The 25,486-nt window shown below is 39.6% G+C and carries 23 protein-coding genes and 1 CRISPR repeat array; of the genes, 10 read left to right on the top strand and 13 right to left on the bottom strand.

The window, feature by feature from the left end:
• Positions 1 to 259: 259 nt before the first annotated feature.
• Positions 260 to 607 (bottom strand): histidine triad nucleotide-binding protein, encoded by a 348-nt coding sequence (locus UYI_RS0111250; RefSeq protein WP_016866765.1) that lies wholly within the window; start codon positions 605 to 607, stop codon positions 260 to 262.
• A gap of 80 nt (positions 608 to 687) precedes the next feature.
• On the opposite strand from UYI_RS0111250, the gene UYI_RS0111245 reads away from it, so the two are divergent.
• Positions 688 to 2,217 (top strand): YifB family Mg chelatase-like AAA ATPase, encoded by a 1,530-nt coding sequence (locus UYI_RS0111245; protein WP_016866764.1) that lies wholly within the window; start codon positions 688 to 690, stop codon positions 2,215 to 2,217.
• A gap of 125 nt (positions 2,218 to 2,342) precedes the next feature.
• Here the strand turns inward: UYI_RS0111245 and UYI_RS0111240 are convergent, their stop codons facing one another.
• Complete coding sequence (locus tag UYI_RS0111240) at positions 2,343 to 2,747, bottom strand: GNAT family N-acetyltransferase (protein WP_026085889.1); 405 nt, start codon at positions 2,745 to 2,747, stop codon at positions 2,343 to 2,345.
• A 207-nt stretch (positions 2,748 to 2,954) separates the two neighbouring features.
• Complete coding sequence (locus tag UYI_RS0111235; protein ID WP_016866762.1) at positions 2,955 to 3,737, bottom strand: SDR family oxidoreductase; 783 nt, start codon at positions 3,735 to 3,737, stop codon at positions 2,955 to 2,957.
• A gap of 437 nt (positions 3,738 to 4,174) precedes the next feature.
• Between UYI_RS0111235 and UYI_RS0111230 the strand changes: the two genes are divergently transcribed.
• Positions 4,175 to 4,624 (top strand): hypothetical protein, encoded by a 450-nt coding sequence (locus tag UYI_RS0111230; RefSeq protein ID WP_016866761.1) that lies wholly within the window; start codon positions 4,175 to 4,177, stop codon positions 4,622 to 4,624.
• Here the strand turns inward: UYI_RS0111230 and UYI_RS0111225 are convergent.
• Positions 4,621 to 5,601, bottom strand: a complete 981-nt coding sequence (locus UYI_RS0111225) for an RsmB/NOP family class I SAM-dependent RNA methyltransferase (RefSeq protein ID WP_016866760.1) — start codon at positions 5,599 to 5,601, stop codon at positions 4,621 to 4,623. The genes UYI_RS0111230 and UYI_RS0111225 overlap by 4 nt on opposite strands.
• Before the next feature lie 222 nt (positions 5,602 to 5,823).
• Between UYI_RS0111225 and UYI_RS0111220 the strand changes: the two genes are divergently transcribed.
• Together UYI_RS0111220 and UYI_RS0111215 are read left to right on the top strand one after the other, a co-directional pair.
• Positions 5,824 to 7,221 carry a DUF2157 domain-containing protein gene (locus UYI_RS0111220; protein ID WP_016866759.1) on the top strand — a complete coding sequence of 466 codons (1,398 nt, stop codon included), beginning with the start codon at positions 5,824 to 5,826 and terminating at the stop codon, positions 7,219 to 7,221.
• Positions 7,218 to 7,928 (top strand): GDYXXLXY domain-containing protein, encoded by a 711-nt coding sequence (locus tag UYI_RS0111215; protein ID WP_016866758.1) that lies wholly within the window; start codon positions 7,218 to 7,220, stop codon positions 7,926 to 7,928. The genes UYI_RS0111220 and UYI_RS0111215 overlap by 4 nt, the downstream gene beginning before the upstream one ends.
• A gap of 369 nt (positions 7,929 to 8,297) precedes the next feature.
• On the opposite strand, the gene UYI_RS0111210 is transcribed toward UYI_RS0111215, so the two are convergent.
• From UYI_RS0111210 to UYI_RS0111195, 3 genes are all read right to left on the bottom strand, one after another.
• Entirely contained in the window at positions 8,298 to 8,537 is a 240-nt protein-coding gene (locus UYI_RS0111210) for a hypothetical protein (protein ID WP_016866757.1), read from the bottom strand.
• A 981-nt stretch (positions 8,538 to 9,518) separates the two neighbouring features.
• Entirely contained in the window at positions 9,519 to 9,791 is a 273-nt protein-coding gene (locus UYI_RS0111200; RefSeq protein WP_016866755.1) for a GlsB/YeaQ/YmgE family stress response membrane protein, read from the bottom strand.
• A gap of 479 nt (positions 9,792 to 10,270) precedes the next feature.
• Positions 10,271 to 11,350, bottom strand: coding sequence for an ATP-dependent 6-phosphofructokinase (locus tag UYI_RS0111195; RefSeq protein ID WP_016866754.1), 1,080 nt, complete (start codon positions 11,348 to 11,350; stop codon positions 10,271 to 10,273).
• Positions 11,351 to 11,680: 330 nt separating this feature from the next.
• On the opposite strand from UYI_RS0111195, the gene psb34 reads away from it, so the two are divergent.
• Positions 11,681 to 11,851, top strand: a complete 171-nt coding sequence (gene psb34 / locus UYI_RS36750) for a photosystem II assembly protein Psb34 (protein WP_016866753.1) — start codon at positions 11,681 to 11,683, stop codon at positions 11,849 to 11,851.
• A gap of 312 nt (positions 11,852 to 12,163) precedes the next feature.
• A complete protein-coding gene (locus UYI_RS34775) occupies positions 12,164 to 12,358 on the top strand; it encodes a hypothetical protein (RefSeq protein ID WP_071588830.1) in 195 nt (64 codons plus the stop codon).
• A gap of 343 nt (positions 12,359 to 12,701) precedes the next feature.
• Here UYI_RS34775 and UYI_RS0111185 read toward each other — a convergent pair whose 3' ends face one another.
• The 6 genes from UYI_RS0111185 to UYI_RS0111160 form a co-directional block, all read right to left on the bottom strand.
• Positions 12,702 to 13,559 (bottom strand): nucleotidyltransferase domain-containing protein, encoded by an 858-nt coding sequence (locus UYI_RS0111185; protein ID WP_016866752.1) that lies wholly within the window; start codon positions 13,557 to 13,559, stop codon positions 12,702 to 12,704.
• A 235-nt stretch (positions 13,560 to 13,794) separates the two neighbouring features.
• A complete protein-coding gene (dprA, locus tag UYI_RS0111180) occupies positions 13,795 to 14,913 on the bottom strand; it encodes a DNA-processing protein DprA (protein ID WP_016866751.1) in 1,119 nt (372 codons plus the stop codon).
• Between the two features lie 285 nt (positions 14,914 to 15,198).
• On the bottom strand, positions 15,199 to 15,891 hold the full coding sequence (locus UYI_RS0111175) for an ElyC/SanA/YdcF family protein (protein WP_026085888.1): 693 nt from the start codon (positions 15,889 to 15,891) through the stop codon (positions 15,199 to 15,201).
• On the bottom strand, positions 15,891 to 16,547 hold the full coding sequence (locus UYI_RS0111170; RefSeq protein WP_016866749.1) for a DUF2301 domain-containing membrane protein: 657 nt from the start codon (positions 16,545 to 16,547) through the stop codon (positions 15,891 to 15,893). Before UYI_RS0111170 ends, UYI_RS0111175 begins: the two co-directional genes overlap by 1 nt.
• Before the next feature lie 8 nt (positions 16,548 to 16,555).
• Positions 16,556 to 16,723, bottom strand: a complete 168-nt coding sequence (locus UYI_RS36745) for a hypothetical protein (RefSeq protein ID WP_157226327.1) — start codon at positions 16,721 to 16,723, stop codon at positions 16,556 to 16,558.
• A gap of 171 nt (positions 16,724 to 16,894) precedes the next feature.
• Positions 16,895 to 17,707 (bottom strand): SAM hydrolase/SAM-dependent halogenase family protein, encoded by an 813-nt coding sequence (locus UYI_RS0111160; protein ID WP_016866747.1) that lies wholly within the window; start codon positions 17,705 to 17,707, stop codon positions 16,895 to 16,897.
• 115 nt (positions 17,708 to 17,822) lie between these two features.
• Here UYI_RS0111160 and pirA point away from each other — a divergent pair, with 115 nt between their 5' ends.
• From pirA to UYI_RS0111135, 4 genes are all read left to right on the top strand, one after another.
• A complete protein-coding gene (pirA, locus tag UYI_RS38005) occupies positions 17,823 to 17,978 on the top strand; it encodes an arginine synthesis PII-interacting regulator PirA (protein WP_016866746.1) in 156 nt (51 codons plus the stop codon).
• Between the two features lie 592 nt (positions 17,979 to 18,570).
• Positions 18,571 to 19,014 (top strand): photosystem II complex extrinsic protein PsbU, encoded by a 444-nt coding sequence (gene psbU / locus UYI_RS0111150; RefSeq protein ID WP_180977186.1) that lies wholly within the window; start codon positions 18,571 to 18,573, stop codon positions 19,012 to 19,014.
• Between the two features lie 316 nt (positions 19,015 to 19,330).
• Positions 19,331 to 19,567, top strand: coding sequence for a hypothetical protein (locus tag UYI_RS0111145; protein WP_016866744.1), 237 nt, complete (start codon positions 19,331 to 19,333; stop codon positions 19,565 to 19,567).
• Between the two features lie 348 nt (positions 19,568 to 19,915).
• The gene (locus tag UYI_RS0111135; protein ID WP_016866742.1) at positions 19,916 to 20,458 is read left to right on the top strand and encodes a hypothetical protein; all 543 of its coding nucleotides are present in this window, start codon (positions 19,916 to 19,918) and stop codon (positions 20,456 to 20,458) included.
• A gap of 305 nt (positions 20,459 to 20,763) precedes the next feature.
• Positions 20,764 to 25,436: direct repeats of the CRISPR family, unit length 37 nt; unit sequence GTTGCAACTTCAATTAATCCCTATTAGGGATTGAAAC.
• Between the last annotated feature and the right edge of the window lie 50 nt (positions 25,437 to 25,486).

Here is a 25,486-nt window from a genome sequence, read left to right as displayed (position 1 = left end):
TTAACTTTCGTTAATAATTTACGTAGGTTGTTTTACCTACATTCATAAGCTTAGAAGAAAGTTTTAGATTTGTAAACAATATTTAATTAAATTTTATTTATTAATGTAAATAAAATTTATAAATAGTTCTGATTTTATATTATTTACAGGTTTTTTTGTGTGAGCGATCGCTCATCCTATATTTATCAATTGCACTTAAATTTAACAGTTACCAGTTACCAGACTGTTCACTGATAACTGATAACTGACTACTGATATATCAACCGGGAGGCCATGCCATGTGTCTTCCTCCTAAGATATGCAGATGTAAATGGTAAACAGTTTGACCACCATCATCGCCAGTGTTAATCACCACACGATAGCCATTTGTTAGTCCGGCTTGGGTGGCGACTCGCTGAGCGGTTAACAAAAGATGCCCCAAAAGCGCTTGATCGTCAGGTTCAGCTTCAGCCAGTTTCGGGATTGGTTTTTTCGGAATGACAAGGATATGAACTGGTGCTTGGGGGTTAATATCTGTGAACGCTAGCGCCAAGTCATCCTCATAGACTATGTTGGCTGGTATTTCTCGACGAATGATTTTGCCAAAAATTGTGTCTTGGATTGTCATGTGTAATTTGTTATTTGTCATTTGCCAATTGTCAATGATAAGACAAAGGACAAAGGACTAATGACAAAGGAAAAAAGACTATGCTTGCCAGAGTCTGGAGTGGAGCGATTGTAGGCATTGACGCCGTTAAGGTGGGCGTAGAAGTTGATATTTCTGGGGGTTTGCCAGGAATTGTTGTGTTGGGATTACCAGACGCGGCGGTACAAGAAAGTAAGGAAAGGGTAAAAGCTACTCTCAAAAATTCGGGCTTCGCTTTTCCGATGCGAAAAATAGTGATTAATCTCACACCTGCGGATTTACGTAAAGAAGGCCCCTGTTTTGATTTACCCATTAGTGTAGGAGTTTTAGCAGCTTCCGAACAAGTTAGTACTGAGTTGTTAGAGAATTATCTTTTCTTAGGTGAGGTTTCGCTCGATGGTAGTCTGAGGCCAGTAGCTGGAGTGTTGCCTATTGCTGCTGCTGCTAACAAGATGGGAATTACAGGTTTAGTTGTGCCTGCGGATAATGCTCAAGAAGCTGCTTTAGTTAAGGGATTAAATGTTTATGCTTTTAAAAATCTGGCAGATGTAGCTGATTTTTTAAATAATCCAGGACGTTATCAGCCTGTACAGTTGGATGACAAAGTAGAGACGCGCCATGGCGCGTCTCTACAAGCTGATTTAAAAGATGTGAAAGCCCAAGCTCATGCCCGTCGGGCATTGGAGATTGCCGCGGCTGGGGGTCACAATTTAATTTTTGTCGGGCCGCCAGGGAGTGGTAAGACAATGCTAGCAAGACGCTTACCAGGGATTTTGCCGCCGTTGAGTTTCCCAGAAGCTTTGGAGGTGACACGTATTCACTCGGTGGCTGGTTTATTAAAAAACAGAGGTTCTCTAGTACGCGATCGCCCTTTTCGCAGCCCCCACCATTCGGCATCAGGCCCGTCTCTCGTCGGCGGTGGTACGTTTCCCCGTCCTGGGGAAATTTCTTTATCACATTTGGGTGTACTTTTCTTAGACGAGTTAACAGAATTTAAACGTGATGTCTTGGAATTCCTGCGACAGCCTTTGGAAGATGGCTTTGTGACGATTTCCAGAACAAAACAATCTGTAATGTTTCCGGCTCAGTTTACTTTAGTGGCAAGTACCAATCCCTGTCCCTGTGGTTATTACGGTGATACTATCCAACAGTGTACTTGTTCGCCACGGCAAAGAGAACAATATTGGGCAAAGCTGTCTGGGCCTTTAATGGATCGGATTGATTTACAAGTGGCGGTGAACCGTTTGAAGCCAGAGGAAATTACCCAACAACCGACGGGAGAATCTTCAGCCACAGTTAGGGAAAGGGTACAACAAGCACGCGATCGCGCATCCGTCAGATTTAATCATGAACCGAATCTGCGTTGTAATGCTCAAATGCAAAGTCGTCATTTACAAAAATGGTGCAAGCTAGATGAGGCTAGTCGTAACTTATTAGAAAGCGCAATTAAAAAACTAGGGTTATCAGCCAGAGCAAGCGATCGCATTCTCAAAGTAGCACGTACAATTGCTGATTTAGCAGGAGACGAGAACTTGCAAGTGCATCATCTAGCAGAGGCAATTCAGTATCGCACGATAGATAGAATGCAGTAAGGCAGTTATGTTTATTCCTGCAACTTACTTAGTACAGCTTTGCGTAAAAGCGTAGCGATTTAAAACGCAGAGGGGCGCGGAGTCTTGGTGCCAAAATTTCGCAATGAATTTATGCAATTTTGTACTTAGATTTGGAGATCAGAGTCATCGTAAATCCACATAGGTTCTACACTACGCGCCTTTTGAAAGCCGCAGTGTTGATAGAAATCCACAGCATCTTTAACAGCTAAAAGAATTTGCTGATGGTAGCCTGCATAGCGACTCTGGAGTGCTTGTATGATGCGCCTTCCAATACCCTGGCGCTGAAAAGCTGGTCTGACTAACAGGTGTGGATAATATACAACTAATGCTCCGTCTGAGATAGCATTGCCCAATCCTACGAGAGTTTCAGCGTACCATGCGGAAATCACTGTATGGGAGTTTGCAAGTGCCGTGAGAAGTTGATCGGGTTTTGCAGCAGAAGACCAGCCACACTCTTTATATAGTTCGATTACCTCGTAAGACCAAATCATGCTTGCGTGAAAAGGCATTTGCCCGTGAAGCGGGAAACTCCGAAGACGAATAAGACCGTCCCTGAGTTGAGTTGAAGTTGGAAGCCCCAACCTCAGCTTGATCTGGTTGGGGTACTTCACATAGGTCTGCATTGACTGTTAGTGGTTAGTAATTGTTGATCGTTAATAGTTGTTTGTTGTTTGAACTAACCAACTACTAACTAGCAACAACTAACTACTAACTCATCAAGCTTTCAATAAAGATTCTCCGCCATCAATCCAAACTTCCGTGCCAGTAATGTGACTAGAAGCATCTGAAGCTAGGAATAGTACCAACTGTGCTACTTGTTCTGATGTTCCTGGCTTACCATTGGTCAGGGGAATTTCACCTTCGGGAAATTCCACAGGTTCTTGAATTTGTTCTAAATCCTGTCTGTCTGTATTTTCGTCTATGTTAGTAGCGATCGCACCTGGGCAAATCACATTCACACGGACGCGATGTTTTGCTAGTTCTAGCGCTACCATTTTTGTAAAAGCAACTTGAGCGGCTTTAGTACAAGAATAAGCAGTTGCGCCTGTATTACTAAAAGTACGTGTGCCATTAATCGAAGATGTAATAATTACCGAACCGCCTTGTTTCTTCAAATAAGGCACAGCATATTTAACTGTTAAAAACGTTCCTGTAAGATTGACAGTTATAGTTTTATTCCAATCTTCAGGTGTCAATTCTTCTATAGGCGCCCAAACACCATTAATTCCAGCGTTAGCAAAGACAATATCCAAGCGTCCCCACTGATCAATAATTGCTTGGGTTGCTTGTTGCATTTGTTCTGGGTTAGAAATATCAGCAACTAAAGGTATTGCTTCACCATTATTGTTGTTAATTTCGGTAACTGTTTCTTCTAATTCATCTTTGGTATGCCCTAAAGCAGCGACTTTTGCACCTTCTTTAGCAAATAGCTTTGCTGTTGCTTTAGCAATACCAGAACCTGCTCCTGTTACCAGCGCGACTTTGTTTGCAAGTAGCATTTTGATAATTGTTGATAGTTAGTAGTTGATGGTTAGTAGTTAGTGGGTAGGGGCGTACTCTACCTTGAAGCCTATAAGCGCGTCTACGTGTATCGTCTCCCTTCAGGGAGATAGCATTTGTATGAATATCTTTATCTAAGACTAAATATCTTCGTACAAATGCACGCGGCCTACAGTAGTTAATTTTGAAAATAACAAACAACCATTAATCAAATCTTATGTAACATGAAGCTATAGTTTAGTTCATACCTCTACTGGTATGAATTAAGTTACTACTTTCGACAGAAACTAACTTTATTTAATGTTTTTATCTTGAAGCTATTAGTCATAGCTTAATAGTTATATTCAGAAAAATAATTGTTTTTATCAAATCATATTGATGATAATTAAATGATTAATTAAATATTTTTGATTGATATTATCAAGGAATAACATGTATGAAAATCAAAATCTTGCTCATAGGCATACTTGCATCTACTCTTAGTTTAGTTTACAGTACCGCTCTCAACGCCCAAACTGCTAGTAATACGAATACAGCTAAGACATATCGACCAGGGTTTTGGCAACCTGTAGCAAGATTGGATAATCTGGAGAGATTTGTCAAAGTCGAAATTTTAAATAATACAACAACTCCCCTACAATATAGTTTATCCTCTGGAGATGCGTTAAATACAGCAATTCCGGTGGGAGGTAGGGTTATATTGACTACTAATTCTCTTCCTAGTTATGTTTTAATTTATGATCAACAATTCCAGATTCATTTAAAGTATAATGTGTCAACACAAGGTAATTTAGCGACTGTTACAGTTCAGCAAGCTGACACAACAACTGGGGCTGGAGATACTACACTTAATTTGCAAGAATCAGGAGCTATATACGTCTATTAGGAGACTTCTGATTTTGACGGTTCATTACCGTAAATATTTATCCAAATTGTAGACAAACTATTGATATCTAATACCTGTTTATCGCCCTCATCGGTATTTTTAAACAGTGCTGTAAAAGCACCTACTCCTAAACCATCTTGAGGAAAAATTCGATAACAAGGTATTGTAGTTAGATGAGACTGATAGTCTTTTAAATGACTAATTTCTACTGTTTGAAATTGAGGAAACTTTTTTAATAACCATTCACAAACTTCTTCATTCTCTTCTGGTGAATAGGTACAAGTCATATAAGCAAGATAGCCTTGTGGGGCGACAATATGAGCAGAGTTAGCTATAATGCGTTTTTGCCGATTTGCACTCTTATTAATAGCACTAGGATGAAAACATCCTGGTGCTTTTTCACCTTTGGCTAGTAAAGATTGCCCAGTACAGGGAGCATCAACTATCACTAAATCACTAGATAAAGGTATGCTTTCTGCAAAGATACTAGAATCTCTATTGACAACTATAGATGGACTAATGTGACAACGCTTGAAATTAGAAATTAACATTCCCAGGCGTTTACCAATCACTTCATTACTAACTAGTAACTCTGGTTGCAACAGTTTCCAAGCAAATATGCTCTTACCTCCTGGTGCAGCGCACATATCAAAAATAACCTGAATTGGTTGTTTAATTGTTAGTAAAGTTGAAGCTGCAAATACAGAAGAAAAATCTAAACAATAAAAATATCCTTGTTCATGTAGTGGATGCTGACCGGGTTTTGCTCCCAAAGATAAACGATCTATAAAAGATGGTTGCCAAGTTATAGGTTCTTCTACAATAAAATGTAAATTTTCTGGTTTTTCTTGACACCAGAGAATGCAGGGTAGAAAAGATTTGGGGTTAATTAAAGCTTCTATAAACCTTACTTGTTTATCTGAATTATTGAATAAACGCTTACTAAGTTTTAGTAATAATTTTGACGGTGTTTCCATAAAGTTATGCTAGTAAACTTATAGTTATAAAATTACAGTTAAAACTGTTAGACAAGAACAATTTCTGAGCAGTAGATCATTTAAAAATAAAAATATATTGAGATGATCAATCATTTCTTAATGTTACAGAGCAAGCAAATTTATCTGTGTGGTCAATCCAAAATCTAAAATCCAAAATCGTTTGACGATCGCCACATTATTACTCAACATAGAGGCATTGTCGTGGTATTTGATAACTTTCGCCGCAAGTTACGTCAAGAAGCATTATTGTGGTGGGATGAAGGGTTGATAGATGCTTTACAGTACAAACACCTCGCCGAACGCTATCAATTCCATCAGCTGGAAATAGCCCAAAGCGATCGCTTCGTTTTTATTTTAATTACGGTGGGTTGCATTTTGTTAGGTTTAGGTGTAATTACCTTTGTCGCCGCAAACTGGCAAGTATGGTCAAAAGCAATAAAATTCACGTTACTACTGAGTTTGTTTTTAGCAACTAATGTTACTGGTTTTTATCTTTGGCAGCAACCAAATCAACATAACACATTGGGCAGAAATAAATTACTGGGACATGGATTGCTAATTTTAGGTGCTTTGCTTTTAGGTGCAAATATAGCGCTGTCAGTGCAAATGTTTCACATAAGTAGTTCAGATTGTGAAATATTTCTCTGTTGGGGGTTCGCTGTTTTATTAATGGCTTATAGTCTACGTCTCAGTTCCTTGGGAACACTGGGAATTATCCTCATACAAATAGGGTATTGGACAGGACTATCCGCACAGTACTTACAAGATCATTCAATCTGGGCGCAGTTAATAGTACAACATATGCCCTTACTATCAGCAGTAATGTTTATACCTCTAGCCTACAGGTGTAAATCGCAGTGGATTTTTACCTTAGGTGCGATCGCATTAATTACTTCCTTGCAATTAAATCTCAAATCTTGGGAATTTAGCAAATATTCTGATTCTTTAGCTTGGATTCCAGCTGTTGCTTTTACCCTACCACCAGCCTTATTGTGGAGTTACGATGATTTGTTATTTCCTAAAATCACTTTTAGAGCTTTTCAACCTATAGCCAGGATGCTAGCTCTCATATTTTTCAGCATCCTATTTTATTTTCTCTCTTTTCGTGGGTGGTGGGAAATTTCTGCTCAAAACCCATCTTTGAGGAATTATTGGTCACTCTTAGATGTCATATTTCTCGGCACTTTAGCAATCTGGCAATGGTATTATTTATTGACTAAAAAAAGTAAGCATAATCGCAAACTTGAACCTATAACAATTGCATTGAGCAGTTTTACTCTCCTCACTGGTGTAGTCATCCTTTGGCATCAAAGTATTAGTCCCATTCCCACTATTGGTATCGTTGTCTTTAATTCACTGCTAGCGATTTTTGCCTTGGGAATAATTCGAGTAGCACTGTTAGCAGGCGAAAGAAGCGCTTTTTGGGGCGGCATAATCCTGATAACATTACAGATTGTCAGCAGAATGCTGGAATATAACAGAGATTTGGTATTTAAATCTGTTGTATTTGTCCTATGCGGTATAGCTGTCATTATTGCTGGAATTTGGTTTGAACACCAATTTTTTGGTGTATCTTACTCTTCAAAGAATGCAAGATGAAATTAAATTTACCAAAAACTAAACAATCTTCATCTTTTAGCAACACGGAAAGTTTTCCTAATTACTTAATTACTAGTCAACCAAATATCACAAAAGTAACAGCTACTTGCTGGTTTATCATCATTCTCTTAATTCAAACACTGCTGATTGTGATGATACCACTGCCTGCCCTCGTTACTCATCTTACGGGTAAAACAGTGATTTTAAAAGCTGTCCCTGTAGATCCTTACAATCTGCTGCGTGGCTACTCAATGACACTTGATTATGACATTTCTAATATTAATACTTTGCAAAAACTTCCTGGTTGGCAACAGCTAATTCAACAGAATCCTAATTGGCAAACTGGAATGAATTTATATGTGATTCTACAACAACAGAAATATGACAGCAAAATTATGCCTGCACCCTGGAAACCAATAGGCGTAACTAGTAAACGCCCCTCTTCTCTTCCTAGCAATCAGGTAGCTTTGAAAGGACATTATAATCACGGTTCGGTTAATTTTGGCTTAGACACATATTACATTCCTGAAGAGCAACAACAACAGATTAATCAAGATTTATTCCATGCACAACAAGCTAGACAAGAAAAAGCGCAAGCAATAGTTGTGGAAATCAAAGTTAATCCACAGGGTAAAGCTGTACCAGTAAGTATGTGGGTTGGTAATACATCTAATCAGCGTAAAACCTCACGCAAATATCGCTTTTAGTAGCGAATTCTCTGCGTCCCTGGTGCGCTTACCTCCGCGACCCTTTGCGTTTACAACTCTCATTTCCTTACGATTTATAGAACTTACGCAAAAAACTCTCAAACTCCTATTCCTCAGCGTACTCTCTGTTGAAAAGCTTTGAAGTTCCCTCCGGGAAGCTACTCTGCGAGAAGCCGGGCTTCGCCCGTCTACAAACTTTTCGCTGCGTCCTGGTGCGGTTTGTTTTTTCGTTAGTTGTGCGTAAGTCCAGTTTCATTTGTTCACACCACAACAACTTGTAGGGGCGCAAAGCTTTGCGCCCCTAACGTGTGGTATTTTGTTGAAAATTGTTGTAAAAGCTGAAAACTAAGTTTTAAATTTTAAAAACAACTAATCTTCATGACGATGCTGCCATGCTACACCAAAAGCTGCCGCTGCTCCAGCAACTAATCCAGTACCCATTCCTTCTATAGTTTTAGTAATAGGATCTTTGGTTAAACACTCACTGGTAACAGTATTTGCTTGCAAACAGGAATTGCTTTCTGCCCAGCTAGTAGTACCACCTAGAACTACACCAGCTAAACTACAAGAAACAACGAGCAGTAAGAGGCGCTTAGTTTTTCTATCCATAGATAGTTGCTAGAAATTGAATAAGTTGCAAAGATTCCTCACCTACTTTACCAACAGGTGAGTTATTCGGCAAATTTAAATCCCCAGCGAAGTGAGTTGAATGATGACACTAGCAAATAGTGGTATTCATTTAGTTTAGCCATGCCCGTTACTTTCACGTCCGCACTCGGTCAAAATCAAACTTTTGACCTGCGGTTTAGTGTGATTATGGTTCTCGTCGCCTAGATACTACTGTGTTGAGTAAATTAATGCAACGTGCGAGGGAAAATACTATTTCCAACAGATGAATGATTCCGCGCAGTTACGAAATATTGGGTGGAAGCTTTATTCGTGGTTGCTTGGGAAGGATGCTTGTGTCAGGCTTTGGAAGCTGAGAGTGAAGCCAGAATTTATCTAGATTTAATTAAAACCAGTGAGGCGCAAGGTTTAGGTTAAGACAACAGGTGATTCATTTACATCGTTTGAGGGATGATTGGAATACTAGTTCACCAAATTGATTTTGACAGTTTGGCTAGATCCCCGACTTTTTAAAAAAGTCGGGGATCTGACGTCTGGCAAGCTGTCAAAACTTGTGTGGTAGAGTAGTAGTTTAGATGTCGCAGCAAATGTTTGACATTTTTATGTCATGCTTATGTATCACACTAAAAATAATCTTTTTCATGCACGCGTTCCAATAGAATCATAAAATACAGGTTAAGTTTGAAATTATTTAAACATAATAATTTTGGACTTAGACCTGTTTTTTTATGATTTTTTATCAAAAAGTTATATAGCAATCAGTGGAGGAGTTGTAAAAATTCAGAGACTTAGATTCTCGACTTTTTAAAAAAGTCAGGAATCTTTTTGTTCACGAAGGGTTTATGAATACTATAGCGCCAACCTAATTAAAGGCAGGCGCTACTTTTTTATATAAGTTCAGGGAGAAAATATAGTGTAATGAATTCCCTGATTTTTACTAAAAATTGAGTACAATTTAATTGATTAGACAGCACTGCGGCGAGTTAAGAGATTCCACACAAAGACAGCGACAATTGCACCGATAACCGCTACTAAAATACCGGGAATGCTGAGCGTAGAAGCTGCTAGTGCAAAGCGCCCTGTAGTGAAGAATACACCCAAACTACCACCAACAAACGCACCGATAATTCCTAAAAGAATTGTTCCTAGAATGCCGCCGCCTTGATGACCGGGGTAGATAGCTTTGGCAATAGCACCAGCAATTAAACCTAAAACAATCCAAGCAAGAATGTTCATTGTTCTATATGTGGTAAACGTTTTTTACTAACAAGTACAGATTAACAGTCACGATATCGACATCCAATCTACCAACAGAACGAATTATTAATTAGCCGGAAGTAATAGTTAAATTGCTGCCATTCCTTTGGATATACGCCTAATTTTCAAGGGATAGTCGATAAAAAAAGCTCCTAGTAGGTCTAAGACTAGGGGCTGATACAAATCTTGCTTAGTAATTGCAGTATATGCGTTTTTAATTATTTCTTAACTCTACTTTCAGAATTAAGCTCAAGTTAAAATTAGTCTTTTCTCATAAAGTAGAGTGGGCGATCGCATCTCATCACAGGGCAAAATTCCAAAAATGATAAAAATAATGAATGCCGAGTCATTCATAGTATTTTTCGACAGAGAAAAAACTATCTTCTATGACTGCATTTTTCTGTTTTAGTAATAAATTTTCATCCACCCATAGCGATACTCGTAGTGGGTGATTGCTGTCAGTCTCCCAAATAAATACCCAAACCACGAGCAGTTTTTACTAAAGTATCGTCTGGATTGACAGCTCTATATTGAGCGATCGCCTCAGCAATTGGCACACTGAGAACCTGGCGATTTTGCCATGTTACCATGTAGTCATATTTACCTTCTTCTATAAGGTTTACCGCAGCTACACCAAAGGCAGCTGCCACGAGTCGATCTCGTGGTGAAGCGGTTCCACCCCGTTGGATATGACCTAAGACTGTAACTCGGGTTTCTACACCAATGCGTTCACAAAGTTGATCGGCTAAGTATTGACCAATACCACCATAGCGACATTGACCCAGACGATTTGTCATTGTGAGAGTTTCACCATCTTGAGTACGAACTGCTTCCGAAACAATAATTAAACAATAGTTTTTGCCTTGGTCTTGGCGCTGTTTAATTTGGGAGCAAATATGGTCAATCGTGTAGGGAATTTCTGGAATTAAAATTACATCTGCCCCCCCAGCAATTCCCGCTGCAATGGCAATGTGTCCTGCATCACGACCCATCACTTCTAAAATCATGACTCGGCTGTGAGAAGCAGCAGTAAACTGTAACCGATCAAGTGCTTCTGTGGCAATGTTAACTGCTGTATCAAAACCGATCGCATGTTCAGTAATCCCAATATCATTATCAATCGTTTTGGGAATACCCACTAAATTAATACCGCCTTTTTGGGCCAAGTGACGCAGAATAGCCAAGCTACCATCACCACCAATCCCAATCAAAGCATCTAAACCTAGTTGATGGTAGCCTGCAATGATTTGTTCGGAGCGATCGCATATACTGCCATCAGGCATAGGAAAAGCAAAAGGATCGCCTTTGTTGGTGGTTCCTAACATTGTTCCACCAGAAGTTAACAGTGAGTCAACTTGGTCAATTTCTAGTTTGAGAGATTGCGGTGGACGCGCCATTAATCCCAAAGTTGCTTGACGAATTCCCAATACTTCCCAACCTTTTCCGCAAGCACAATGGACAACAGCTCTGATCGCCGCATTTAAACCAGAGCAATCTCCCCCACTAGTAAGAATCCCAATACGTTTGCATTTTGCCATATGTTTTTTCACATTTTAAATGTGAAATATATTTAGTAGTAGATTAAACGATGAGCAGCGGTCAATCGCTCAAAAATTCAAAGTGATTTTATATATATAAGCTCATCCCCCGAGTGTAGACACTACTGTGACTTTCTACAGGCTACGGGGTATGGATCCGTTGTGAATTGCGCATTGGATTAACCAAAGCAACTCACTGGCTCCCCTAGAGTGATTTTTGATAAGTGACTCTTTTTATAGATATTAGTTTTTTTTGTCAAGTCTTATTGACTTTTTGTAACAATATTGTTAAATTTATTTACATAAAGAAACAAATAAAGGAAAAGAACTATGTACACCACTGTTAATGAAGACGGCGTTCTCAACAACTATGCAACTGAACCCAAAATGTACTATGCCGAGTACCCTGCAATTTGGGAACAACGCAAATACGCCATCCAAGCTGTTTTTGCTTCTTTAATTGTCACTGCTTTAGTTTTGGTTGCTTTTAGCGTTAGTTAAGATTTTTTCTCGCTATATCTCTTAATTGTCATTCGTATCTCTCTACTTTGCCTCGGTTGGTTTCACCGGGGTTTTTTGTTGTAAGGTGTGTAGAGACTTAGCTACTTCTCGAAGATCGCCTCCTGATTACAATATCGGCAAAAAAATAGTAAGTTTTCTGGAAAGGCAAGCAGTCAAGTTGTAGATACTGATATAGACCAATGCGATCGCTGTTTAGGAGTGAACAACAACAAAGAGTTGAATTTTATTGATCGCTAAATTGGTCTAGAAACCGAAGAATCACGGCTATCTGATTCGTAGAAACCTCAGTCCATGCATAGATTATTCAACAAACTTTTGCCTTACATGTTGGTCGCTACCTTAGTAGGCTGTGCCACTCAACAGAATGAGCAAGTACAGCAAACAGGTACATCTGAGTACACCTCGGGCGGTCAGCGTCAGTGTTCGCGTGTTGAGGTGCGCCAGAATAACGGCAAAACCGAGGTTAAGCACTCAACTGATTGTTAACAGCAAGTTGCAATTTTCACCGTCATTCGCACTTCTCCTCTTTGCCCCGGTACTTAACGCCGGGGTTTTTGTTTGATATGCTATCTTCTTAAATTAATTTAAGATGTTGGCTGTTACAGCAGTACGATCGCACAAACTCAGTTCACAATCAAAATGAGCGATCGCAATTCCAAAACAAGCTGTCGTTAGATCACAAACTTCTGTCGTTAGGACACGATAATTTGATCCATCTACTCAATCTGATTGCCTGATAAAACTGTGTAAAACCATTAAAATCCACTATTATCAAGCAAGCTTAGCAAAAAATCTCGACAGACATTATTATAGTAAAGTTACCACACTCTTACATCGCTATTCGCCGATTTCCATACCATTGACTCAAATCATCCTCAATCGCCTCAAGAATAGCGATCGCCTCAGTTATAGATTTGACATCGGCAGCTAAAAGTGTAAAGGCTTCCTCTACCCGTTGTTGATAGTCAGAAGGGCAAATAGCAAACGTACCCGCGACAGCCGTCGCCCCCTTTTCATTCAACAGGTAATCTTCATTGAGGGCGAATAAAACTTGATTCATACACGCCACACTACGGAAACAACAACCTGCTGCGTAAACAATATCATTGCGTGCGATCGCCTTTTTTGCGACCAACAGCGAGAAACTTATTTCCCAGGCGAAAGTATCAATAGTTGCCTGTTTCAACCCAACTGGATAGGGCTTTGTTTTTACCTTCAAAGCTTCTAAAACACCATCAGGATCGTAAAGTGCCTGACACTTAGCAATTTCCCCCATATAAATAGAGGATACAAAGCCATGAGGATGTCCTGGTTGATAATCAATAGTAATGCGTCCTTGATGGCAATCATCAATGACACGATTGACAGTCTCCAAATCGCGATAGAGAAAATCTACACCTACACCTTCCACCTTTAGCCAACCGCCGCCATTAATCCACTTTCCCCATTCACCAATCGCAGTCATCAAGTTTACGCGACCCTCGTCATCAAATTCACAGGCGAGGCGATTGAGAGCAATTAAATCGGGCGGGTTTACTTGATTGTAGTAAATCCCCAAATCTACATCTGACTTGTGAGTGTGCTTACCCCGTGCCCGTGAACCACCCAGTGCGATCGCTGTAATTCCGTCAATTGACCGCAAACTTGAAACAATATGGTTGATGAATTCGGGCAATTCCTTATTCATGGAGCGATTATTTAGATTTCTATCGCTGTCATTCTATAGCAATCCTATCTAATTTGTGAGAGTCTTAAAGCCCAGATCCCCGACTTATTAGAGAAGTCGGGGATCTTATCTGTGGCGAATGATTTAGGAAATAGAATTTCTCAAGGAAAACCTTTGGGGCGATCGCTTGATAGCAGATACAAAAAAATTTCTACAATCCCTAGAAAAACAATAAAAGTAATTTACATCTTTTTTGTTATTTGCGCTTATACCTCATTCCCGGTTTTTGCGAGACTAAACCCATCAATTCCAACTGCAACAACGCACTAGAAACTGCACTTGCAGCCATACCTGTTTTTTGGATAATCATATCGAAGGGCAAAGATTCTGAAGACATTACATTTATTACTTGTTGCAGTTCTGGTGGCAAATCAGGCAAGATTAATTGTTGCGGTTCTAGGGAGACTGAAACAGAATCTATTTTTGGTATAGCTCCCAGCATTCTTAACAATTCATCTAATTCTCTGAGAATGGGAGCTGCACCTTGACTAAGCAACTTTAAGCATCCTTGGGAAGGGTAATCATCAACTCTACCAGGTAAGACATAAACATCTCTACCAAATTCATTCGCATAATTGGCCGTTATTAAAGCCCCTGATTTTAGCGGTGCTTCTATCACCAAGACAGCGCGACTCAAACCAGCAATAATCCGGTTGCGGCGGGGAAATTGAGTGCGATCAGGTGGCGTTTTGCTTGGGTACTCACTCAAAACTAACCCAGCAGTTAAAATCTGTTTGTACAGTTGCTGATTTTTGGCTGGATAAATGACATCTATACCCGTACCCAAAACTGCTATGGTGCGTCCCCCAGCTTTCAAGGCGGCGGCGTGACTTTCTGTATCAATTCCCTCTGCTAAACCAGAAACGACTGTAAAACCATTTTTAGCCAAAGCTGTGCTAATTTGACGAGTCCAACGAATACCATATTCTGAGGGTTGGCGCGTACCCACCATCGCCACTAGTGGAGTTTCGCCTAAATTTTCTAGCAGTTCTACTTCACCACGAAAGTATAGCAATGGTGGTGGACTGGGAATTTCCAGCAGCAAGCGGGGATATTCTGGATCTGCTGGTGTCCAAAAATTGGGGTTTTGTTCTTGGTGCTGGATGAGTAATTGTTCTGGATGAAGACGCGATCGCTGTTGCACCACTTTTTGTAATGTCTGAAAACCAAAACCCTCCACCGCTTCCAACTGTGCAGGACTAGCTTCCCAAGCTGCTTGGAGCGTGCCAAAATGCTGTTGTAACCTTTGCAGGAATACCGGGCCAATCCCTGATATTTGTGACCAAGCTAGCCAATACCCACGTTCAACTGCCAATTCTCAATCCTCATTGAGTCTTAGTAAAGATTACTCGCGTTGAGCGTCATTTGTCATTGGTCAATGATCAATTGTTAGTAGTTAGTGGTTAGTGGTTGTACCAGACGCGCTGTTTGAAGCGTCTGTACATTGGTTAGTGGTTGTACCAGACGCGATGTTCCTCGCGTCTGTACAATAGTGGTTAGTGGTTATTCCCCACTCCTCACACTCCACGCCAGTCGCTCTTTGTTGGAAACCAACAAGACCGCGCTGGCTCCCACACTCCCCACACTCCTCACCTCCCTATCACCCTTTCCAACTCACAACTACAGCATAAACATAAGCTACTATCTCATTAATAATTGACCTTACACCCGCACTATAAGTCCACCATTTATTTGGATCATAATTTTGTGGTGCGCTGCTAATGATTCCGACTTTAATTTTAGGAGATAGTGCTTTTTGAAATATCAACCAACTTCTACGAGCATGAGTATCATGGGTAAAAAGATTGATTGCTGCTATTGGGGAATTAGATTTTTCTAACCACTGGCGAAGTGCGATTGCAGATGCATAAGTACGATCTTTTTTTACTTCTGGTGAAGCGACAGCTACTATTTTTTCTGATTCTAAACCGATATTTTTTAAAGTCAGGGCAGCAATTTCTGCATAATTTTTATATTCCAAAAGATAGGAACCTTTTTCTAATGGCACTCCTGTAGTGATGATTTGTCTGTAGGATTTTTCTTGATATTCTGTTGCCACCTGTTTGATTGCATAGTCTGGTATCCAGCCTTCTACAACTAAAAAATCAGCTTGTTGAAGTGGTGAATTAATTGCCAGAAATGGATGTATGTGCATCAAAATCAAACTCGTCATCACAGCCAATACAGCTATGATAATTCCCCATCCCAAGCAAGTTGGCATCCACAGAGATTTACGCCTAAATAAACGCATGATGGGGAATTTTTGCTGTCGATGTTTTACACTTCTGTGCATTAAACTTTAGCAGAACGTTTTGATTTTAAATAGGCAAACACTGATTTATCTCCAATGTCTGGTGGAATTGCCTGTACTGCCTTCCGTATCGCAAAAACTACAAATAAAATCGCCCACGTTCCTAACAATATCTGTTCTAACTGGGTTGGCAATATACCAACTAAATGTCCTAGTAACAGTAAAGGTACGATGGGAGTTAGTAATTTGGTTTCCAGGCGATTGAAACAAAATGCTTCTTTAAAATAAATACCAGTCAAAGCTGCGAAGGTAAAACCAACACCAAGTAAAGTTAGTGGTTGAGTGTAAATAGTAATAGCTAAAGGCTGACTATTCGTAATTCCCAAGATAATTGCGGATATACTACCAATGAGCCAAAAAACTTGTAAAGCTCGGTGTAACTCCACCATGTAAATGTGAATGGTGAGTAAACTAATACCAAGACCTAAACTGAAACAGGCATATAAAGGTGTCAGTAATTTAAAAGTAGTGGGGTTAGGGTTAAACAAAACTAAAGCACTGCCCACAGCAAAGCAAATTGCCGCCAGCATTAACCCACTACGGTAAATGATCACACCATCGCGATCGCCTTTCGTAATTGTAAATTCGCCAAATTGCCCTTGATAAACTTCCGCTGCTGATACTGTTTGCGTAGTCATATATCAAATTAGTTGGTTGTTGATGGTTGGTTGTTGATGGTTGGTGGTTGGTTGTTGGTTGTTGATGGTTGGTGGTTGGTTGTTGGTTGTTGATGGTTGGTTGTTGGTGGTTGATGGTTGGTTGTTGGTGGTTGGTGGTTGATGGTTGGTTGTTGGTGGTGAGTCCAGCCCCCCAAAAAGGCGGTTCCCGTCACGATGGGGGACTGGCGAACCCGAAGGGTTGGTTGTTGGTTGGTGGTTAGTGGTTAATGGTTAGTAGTTAATAACTATTTCTCTACTACTCCACTCCTCACACCCCTAACACTCCCCATCTCCCCATCTCCCCATCTCCCCATCTCCCCATCTCCCTATCTCCCCACCTCAATTACTACTTGTATGGTATCTCCCAAATTCATCTGTAATTGCGATCGCGCATTACCGCTATTGATAGCTAACTCTACCCAACCGTGACTACCAACAAGGGCGATCGCATCTCCAATTTCCACATTTCCATAAGTTCCCCTTCCTGGTATGATTTTGTCACCCACAAGCACTTTCCAGCTTTTGTCTTGAATGTAAGTTCCAGGGATGTTGCTGACTAAGTTACCAAAATGATCAATATATTGAATACAACCTGTAATCAGATTCCCGCTTTGGCTGCATTCGGCTATCTTTAGGTTGACTAAGCTTTCTAGATTTATCTGTGTTCCCAGCTGTTGGAGGGAAACACCGCTAGCCAGATGTGCCCCCACTGGGGCAAAGATATCTCGCCCATGAAATGTACTGCTAGGGTTTGGAGTCCGCCAGTAATCGGGATTTGTCAGTTCTACCGCAGCAATAGCGGGACTATGAGTCAACACTCCACTAAATAAGCCGTTATCTGGCCCTACTAAGAATCCATGATTAAATTCTACGGCGATCGCTCTTCTTTGGCCTCCCACACCTGGATCTACCACTGCTATATGTACTGTTCCCACAGGAAAGTAAGGGTAAGCATCCATGAGACAAAACCTAGCTGCGGCAATATTTTGTGGCGAAATTTGGTGTGTTAAGTCTATTACCTTTAACTTGGGGTTAATTTGGGCGATCGCTCCTTTCATTACGCCCACATACACATCGCCATCGCCAAAATCACTGAGTAAAGTTAGCAGTCCCTGTGGATTTTGTTGATTCTTTGACATGAGTAACAATCTCTATATTATTAAGTTTGTTTTTTCTGTAACATATGCGACTAAATTTTTGATATGTTAAGATCACAAGACATAACTTAAGGACGATTCAGACAAGATAAAACCTATGATTACGAACAGAACGGAAGTAGTGAAAAAAGCACGAGAAGCTCATAGAGAAAACATTAGAAGAAGTTTACAGCATCGCTTGGAAGTAGCTAGAGCTAAAGGCGATGAAAACCTCATTCGTCAGCTAGAGGCAGAGATGAGATATTTCGGTTAAATCATAAAGTTTATTACACATAGGTTGTTCATAGTTCTGTTGTGTTTTAGCCTGCTGTTTTAGCAGGCTTTCTTATCGGTAAAGAGTATGAAAACTCAAAACCCACTCCTGTATTCCTTGAGAAGAAAGCGTAGACTGCATTAAATTTTGTAAAGAAAACTTACGATAAAGTCAAATTTTTCTGAGATTTAAGCCAATTTAGTTAGTTTTTTGCATAAGTATTATTACTAATTTGAAAAATTTTTCGCAAAACTTGGGTCAATCATAGTGGCTGCAAAGATTGTGGATATTAATACGCTGTATATTAGTTTCTGATGACTGCTGTGTGCTGATGAAGCGAATAGCCATCAGCGAAAGGATCAACAACATAATCAGTAAATGCCTGATGGGTGGATTTTTGTGGGGTTTAGCCCTCACCCATCCTTGGGAGTAGGATAAAGTCAAGGCAAACAAAAACCATACAAGCCCTTGGGCTGATTTGGTGAATATTGTTGCAAATCTTTTTCTACCCTACAGGTCTTTACAGCCTTGAACTAAGCGCTACTAGCTGAAAACTTTTTATTTCGGTTTGATGGAAAGAGGTGGAAAAATCGTGAAAAAATTAGTGCGTTTATTAACAGTCTTTAGTTTTTTGTTGGTAGGATGCTTGGCATGGTTAGGTACGCCTCAGATAGCCCAAGCTAGCAATTTGAATAGTTTTGCTTTGCCATCGGTTTCTGTTTTGGCGGTTGAACAAACTATCAGCCTGCGTAACGCGGCAGATGCCAAGCTTGCAGATGTATATGGTGAGAAAATTGATTTAAATAACACCAATGTGCGAGCTTTTCAGAAATACCCCGGCTTGTATCCTACCCTAGCAGGCAAAATCATCAAAAATGCTCCTTACAATGAGGTAGAGGATGTATTAAAGATTAAAGGTTTAACCGAACGTCAAAAACAAATCCTGCAAGCTAACCTAGATCACTTCAAAGTTACAGAAGTAGAACCAGTCTACACTGAAGGATTTGATCGTTTTAACAACGGTATCTACAGATAAAACATAACCGTAGTTACGGTTTTTTCCCAAAAATCACAGTATCCCACTCCTTATTTCTAGGGAGTGGGATGTTTATTAAGAACAGGGGGAGGGGAAGGGAAGGGGGACGACTTGGAGGACAAGGAAGAGGATTTTGAAATGGTAGAGAATTCGCAATACTGTCTATACTCCTCTACCCTAACTCTAATTAGTGAGTGGAAAATAATCCTTCAGACATATAGAGATAGCAGGTAAACCAGATTTTAGAAAGATGAATCTGTACCCTTGGTTTTTTTAAACTTGTTGCCAGGACAAATTAATAAAGGAGTAAAAATTTATGTCTGAGCAACAACAAGGAAAAGAATCTGCATCCATGAAGCCTGGTGAATACGAAACTACTGGATCTGGTGGTTACGAAAATCCTATGGAAGAAAATATCACTGATATTGATTCCGCTACTCGTAAAACTAGCAGTGGCGACGACGAAACTAGTGGCAAAACTAGCGCTTCACCAGAATCAGCCAGTGAAGATACTGTAGCAGGTAGCCCTAATCAAGGAACAGAGTCCCGTTAATTTATTGATGCTATCTTCAAAAACTAGCTCGTAGCTTCAAGCCTAAATGAGTGCGTTAGCAAAAATGATGAGTGGAATTGTGTCTATTGTAGATGCATTTTCCACTCAATTTTTATTAGTATCAGACCCCTCCCCAACCCTCAGCGAGATCGGGGAAGGTGCCGTTAGGCGGGTGGGGTTATCTGTCCTTAAACAATTTTTGCATTGGTATAAGTTTTGTGAAATTGTTTAACTCTTGAGGTTTTAACTAGACTTCAAAAAAATTTATACATCAAAAGTGTTAATAATTTATCTGAAAAAAAGAGGTTGCTTATTTATGAATAAATATCACTCTATACTAAAAAAATTATGCAACCAAAAGTTTGGGTTTGTAGTGTTGGATTAGCTTTGTCTTGGTTGATATCACCAGTTTTGGCTGTGGAAGCAGTTAAATTACCCAATAGACAAGTGCAGAAAAATACAACTGCTAAACCAATTGTTGTGAGTAAAGCTGAATTTGGGGTTCTTAGGGTTGAAAAAAACGGGAAAACTACCCTCATCCCCACAACAAAAGTGCCACTGCAAGAGGGAATAGCCTATGGTTGGCGGATTCAACTCAAAGACTACCAGGGTGAGGTAACATGGCGAGAAGTCCTTCAGTTACCAAAACCTCCTGAAAGTTGGGCAACAAGTAACACTGATAATTTCTCATTGTCACCTGACGGTACAGCAGCAAATATTCAACGCACAGACTCAATCAAAGATGGTGTGATTAAAAACTCTTGGACGATCGCAACTGGTGATCCTATGGGTAAGCATAAAATAGAAGTTTATGTTGGCGATCGCCGTATTGCTACTTTTGAGTTCGAGGTGGTTCCAGCTAAACGGCAAAAGCCAGCTCCAAAAGCGTAGTTGCAAGTTTTGCTATAGTCGATAAATAAAGATTAATCTCTCTTCAGCTTAGAGTTGGTGCAAACCTGTAGGTGTTTAAAAAAAGCAGTCAAATTTAATGGCTATAAGCCCTACCTGTTATGGCTTTGAACCCTTTTACACTCAGATAGAGGTTTGCACCAATTCTGAAAGTCTTACCAGCAAAGCTTTTGACCTATTTTTTCATAATTCATCTTGACATCCCGATGGCTGAAAAGCTATATTTTGTCCATGTCTGCACCACTGAACCTTGAAAACCATATACAGCAAAGCTTCTGAATCGAGCAGTTGCAACTTCAATTAATCCCTATTAGGGATTGAAACTTTTTGAAAGCCTTACCAGCTAAGGCTTTTGGAGGTTGCAACTTCAATTAATCCCTATTAGGGATTGAAACTACCGCTTTCGAAAAGAATTGGGAGATATTTTTCCTGTTGCAACTTCAATTAATCCCTATTAGGGATTGAAACCCATTGTAGGTTAGCTATGCTTAAAGGCTTTATTAGTTGCAACTTCAATTAATCCCTATTAGGGATTGAAACTCCACCACGGGTGAAACAGGGGCTTCGGGTTGGTAAAGTTGCAACTTCAATTAATCCCTATTAGGGATTGAAACGTAAAGGTATCAATATTTTTTGGATCTTGTAAATTCGTTGCAACTTCAATTAATCCCTATTAGGGATTGAAACTTTTTCTCTTTTGCGCCACCAGAACTACTATCGTTGCGTTGCAACTTCAATTAATCCCTATTAGGGATTGAAACGAATAGTTTTTTAATTCAAGAGTTAGGATGCCATGTTGCAACTTCAATTAATCCCTATTAGGGATTGAAACCTAGAGTACTACGCGATAGATATTACTAGCCGATGTTGCAACTTCAATTAATCCCTATTAGGGATTGAAACTGCCTAAAAGATTTCGATTTCAATTTAACTTAAAAAGGTTGCAACTTCAATTAATCCCTATTAGGGATTGAAACGCGACATAGGAGATGAGATCCAACCCAAAGCCATGGGGTTGCAACTTCAATTAATCCCTATTAGGGATTGAAACTTAATCATCCATAAGTAGGTATCTGCAATATCTTTAAAGTTGCAACTTCAATTAATCCCTATTAGGGATTGAAACTGGGAACATTGGGCTGATTATTGGAAGTGGCACAGTTGCAACTTCAATTAATCCCTATTAGGGATTGAAACGTCCTTGTATAAAAGAACACCCTGGCGTACGTGTTGCAACTTCAATTAATCCCTATTAGGGATTGAAACGAAAACAATTAAATCGAATTTTGGTAATAGATTTAGTTGCAACTTCAATTAATCCCTATTAGGGATTGAAACCCCTTCATCCTTAGTGATCGCCTGAAAAATTCTTTGTTGCAACTTCAATTAATCCCTATTAGGGATTGAAACGATGACGAAATTCAAGCATCACCTTACAAACAATTAGTTGCAACTTCAATTAATCCCTATTAGGGATTGAAACCCGATGGGTGGCCCGTTGCGTACAGAATAGCGATCGTTGCAACTTCAATTAATCCCTATTAGGGATTGAAACACCGGCGACAACCGTAAGGGCCGCTTCATCGATGAGGTTGCAACTTCAATTAATCCCTATTAGGGATTGAAACTGCAATCCCGATTCTCCTGGTGGAATTCCATTAAGTTGCAACTTCAATTAATCCCTATTAGGGATTGAAACCTTCTATTGTGGATTTACCTTCAACTATAAATATCGTTGCAACTTCAATTAATCCCTATTAGGGATTGAAACATGCAGGGGGCTGGCACGGGTGCGGTGCTTGAAAATCGCGTTGCAACTTCAATTAATCCCTATTAGGGATTGAAACCCACATCGAGGCGGCGCTAATGGAGATCCGAAGGGTTGCAACTTCAATTAATCCCTATTAGGGATTGAAACCTACAAGCATTTCTTGATAGAAAGATACATAAAAAGTTGCAACTTCAATTAATCCCTATTAGGGATTGAAACACTTCATTTACCCCTGGTGGTGACCCATTTGTATAAGTTGCAACTTCAATTAATCCCTATTAGGGATTGAAACCTACCTACCCAAACTGGGAGACTGTGCCCCCTTTGGAAGTTGCAACTTCAATTAATCCCTATTAGGGATTGAAACCAGGTACTGGAGCCCGAGAAAGGCAGCGGCAACAGTTGCAACTTCAATTAATCCCTATTAGGGATTGAAACGGATGGAAGCAAGGGATAATCTATCTGTTAAGAGACAGTTGCAACTTCAATTAATCCCTATTAGGGATTGAAACAAATTATTACACCCTTGCTTGGCTGGATCGCTGGCTGTTGCAACTTCAATTAATCCCTATTAGGGATTGAAACAAGCGCTTGCACATTTGCATCATCATGAATACTTGATGTTGCAACTTCAATTAATCCCTATTAGGGATTGAAACGCCCACGTAGGCGACATAGGCGATAAGGTCGACGTTGCAACTTCAATTAATCCCTATTAGGGATTGAAACTAAGTGCTGCTAGAAACACGCAGACTATTCAAGTTGCAACTTCAATTAATCCCTATTAGGGATTGAAACTCATTAAATCCGATTGCCAACTTCTGGCGGCGCGGTTGCAACTTCAATTAATCCCTATTAGGGATTGAAACTCTTTTAATTATTATTACGAGCTTATTTGTAATAAAGTTGCAACTTCAATTAATCCCTATTAGGGATTGAAACAACTACTTTATCTACGTTTGTGATCAATCCATCTATAGTTGCAACTTCAATTAATCCCTATTAGGGATTGAAACATCGCAATATTTCTCTGGAGAAGGCGCGATTCAATGGTTGCAACTTCAATTAATCCCTATTAGGGATTGAAACGGCAATAACGAAATCAGCAAGAGACGACGGACGCGGTTGCAACTTCAATTAATCCCTATTAGGGATTGAAACAAAATATCTTTGGAAAACATAAATCAGGAAAAGATTATGTTGCAACTTCAATTAATCCCTATTAGGGATTGAAACTTTGGTATTTGTCTTGTATTAGCTGTACCAATAATGTTGCAACTTCAATTAATCCCTATTAGGGATTGAAACTTTCACCACAAACCTAGCTTGGAAGAGATTGAGTTGCAACTTCAATTAATCCCTATTAGGGATTGAAACAATAAATCAGTTCCATCAGGCTCTGATGGAATTTGGTTGCAACTTCAATTAATCCCTATTAGGGATTGAAACCTTGCATTCATGGTAGTTTGTAGAAGCTTCATGATGAAGTTGCAACTTCAATTAATCCCTATTAGGGATTGAAACTCAAAGCTTGTATTATTTATTTCAAATCCCAATCCATTTGTTGCAACTTCAATTAATCCCTATTAGGGATTGAAACAATTTATTTGGAGGATCAGCAATACCTCCAAAGCGTTGCAACTTCAATTAATCCCTATTAGGGATTGAAACAAGATGCAACAACTAACAGATTACAAGAGCAATTAGTTGCAACTTCAATTAATCCCTATTAGGGATTGAAACGTAACGATCGTGGTTGCAACCACCCCAGTGGTTGCGTTGCAACTTCAATTAATCCCTATTAGGGATTGAAACAATTTGATCGTCGTATTTGGAGGCTTCTTCTTGAGTGTTGCAACTTCAATTAATCCCTATTAGGGATTGAAACCTTCGAGATCTTCTATCTCAATCAATACTGCTTCGAGTTGCAACTTCAATTAATCCCTATTAGGGATTGAAACTACGGCGAAATTCAATTTCGCGTAAACGGGGATTTAGGTTGCAACTTCAATTAATCCCTATTAGGGATTGAAACAAATGGATCAACTAATCCTGCTTCACACAATTTTTTTAGTTGCAACTTCAATTAATCCCTATTAGGGATTGAAACCATCTTCAACAACTTCTTCAACCGCAACCTCTTTCGTTGCAACTTCAATTAATCCCTATTAGGGATTGAAACAAAGTGGTTGCCCTCATACTTCCAGAATTTTGCTGTTGCAACTTCAATTAATCCCTATTAGGGATTGAAACCTATTTCCCCTCTGGATTTATAGGGGAATTTTTGCTTCAAGTTGCAACTTCAATTAATCCCTATTAGGGATTGAAACGGTTTACCCTGGCGATATTGGGCATACGCAATTTGTTGCAACTTCAATTAATCCCTATTAGGGATTGAAACATCAAATCCTTGAAGGTGCAGTGGAAGTAGAGTTGCAACTTCAATTAATCCCTATTAGGGATTGAAACCTCTTGTGGAAGGTATGGCAGATTATATAGGAATGCGTTGCAACTTCAATTAATCCCTATTAGGGATTGAAACTTACCCCGAACGACATGAAAGAGCCCTAACCAAACGTTGCAACTTCAATTAATCCCTATTAGGGATTGAAACTACAGTTTTTCGCTCTGCAATATTTGCAGATGGGTTGCAACTTCAATTAATCCCTATTAGGGATTGAAACACTTTATCTACAGGTCAAGTTTTGGATGGTTTAAGTTGCAACTTCAATTAATCCCTATTAGGGATTGAAACAAGCGATCTCCTTGATATCAAGGAGAAAATTGATTGGGTTGCAACTTCAATTAATCCCTATTAGGGATTGAAACTTGGCGTCGCCAACTTCAATCCAACGTTGTAATGTGTTGCAACTTCAATTAATCCCTATTAGGGATTGAAACGTAGTCTAGGTACGAGGAATCTATGGAGATCCAAGAGTTGCAACTTCAATTAATCCCTATTAGGGATTGAAACTCGATTAGGGATGCGATTGCCTGTCGTGAAACAAGTTGCAACTTCAATTAATCCCTATTAGGGATTGAAACACTCCAATTACTTATCACGTGTACACGTAATAACAAGTTGCAACTTCAATTAATCCCTATTAGGGATTGAAACAAGACTCATGGACGTGCTATTACGAAAGCATGGCGTTGCAACTTCAATTAATCCCTATTAGGGATTGAAACGGTGGCAAGACCGTGGCGTGTTTGTGTCGATGACTGTTGCAACTTCAATT

The organism is Fischerella muscicola PCC 7414, assembly GCF_000317205.1.
GTDB classification, from domain to species: domain Bacteria; phylum Cyanobacteriota; class Cyanobacteriia; order Cyanobacteriales; family Nostocaceae; genus Fischerella; species Fischerella muscicola.
The sequence above is the reverse complement of the archived record's forward strand: the minus strand, read 5'-3'. Positions and strand labels throughout refer to the sequence as shown.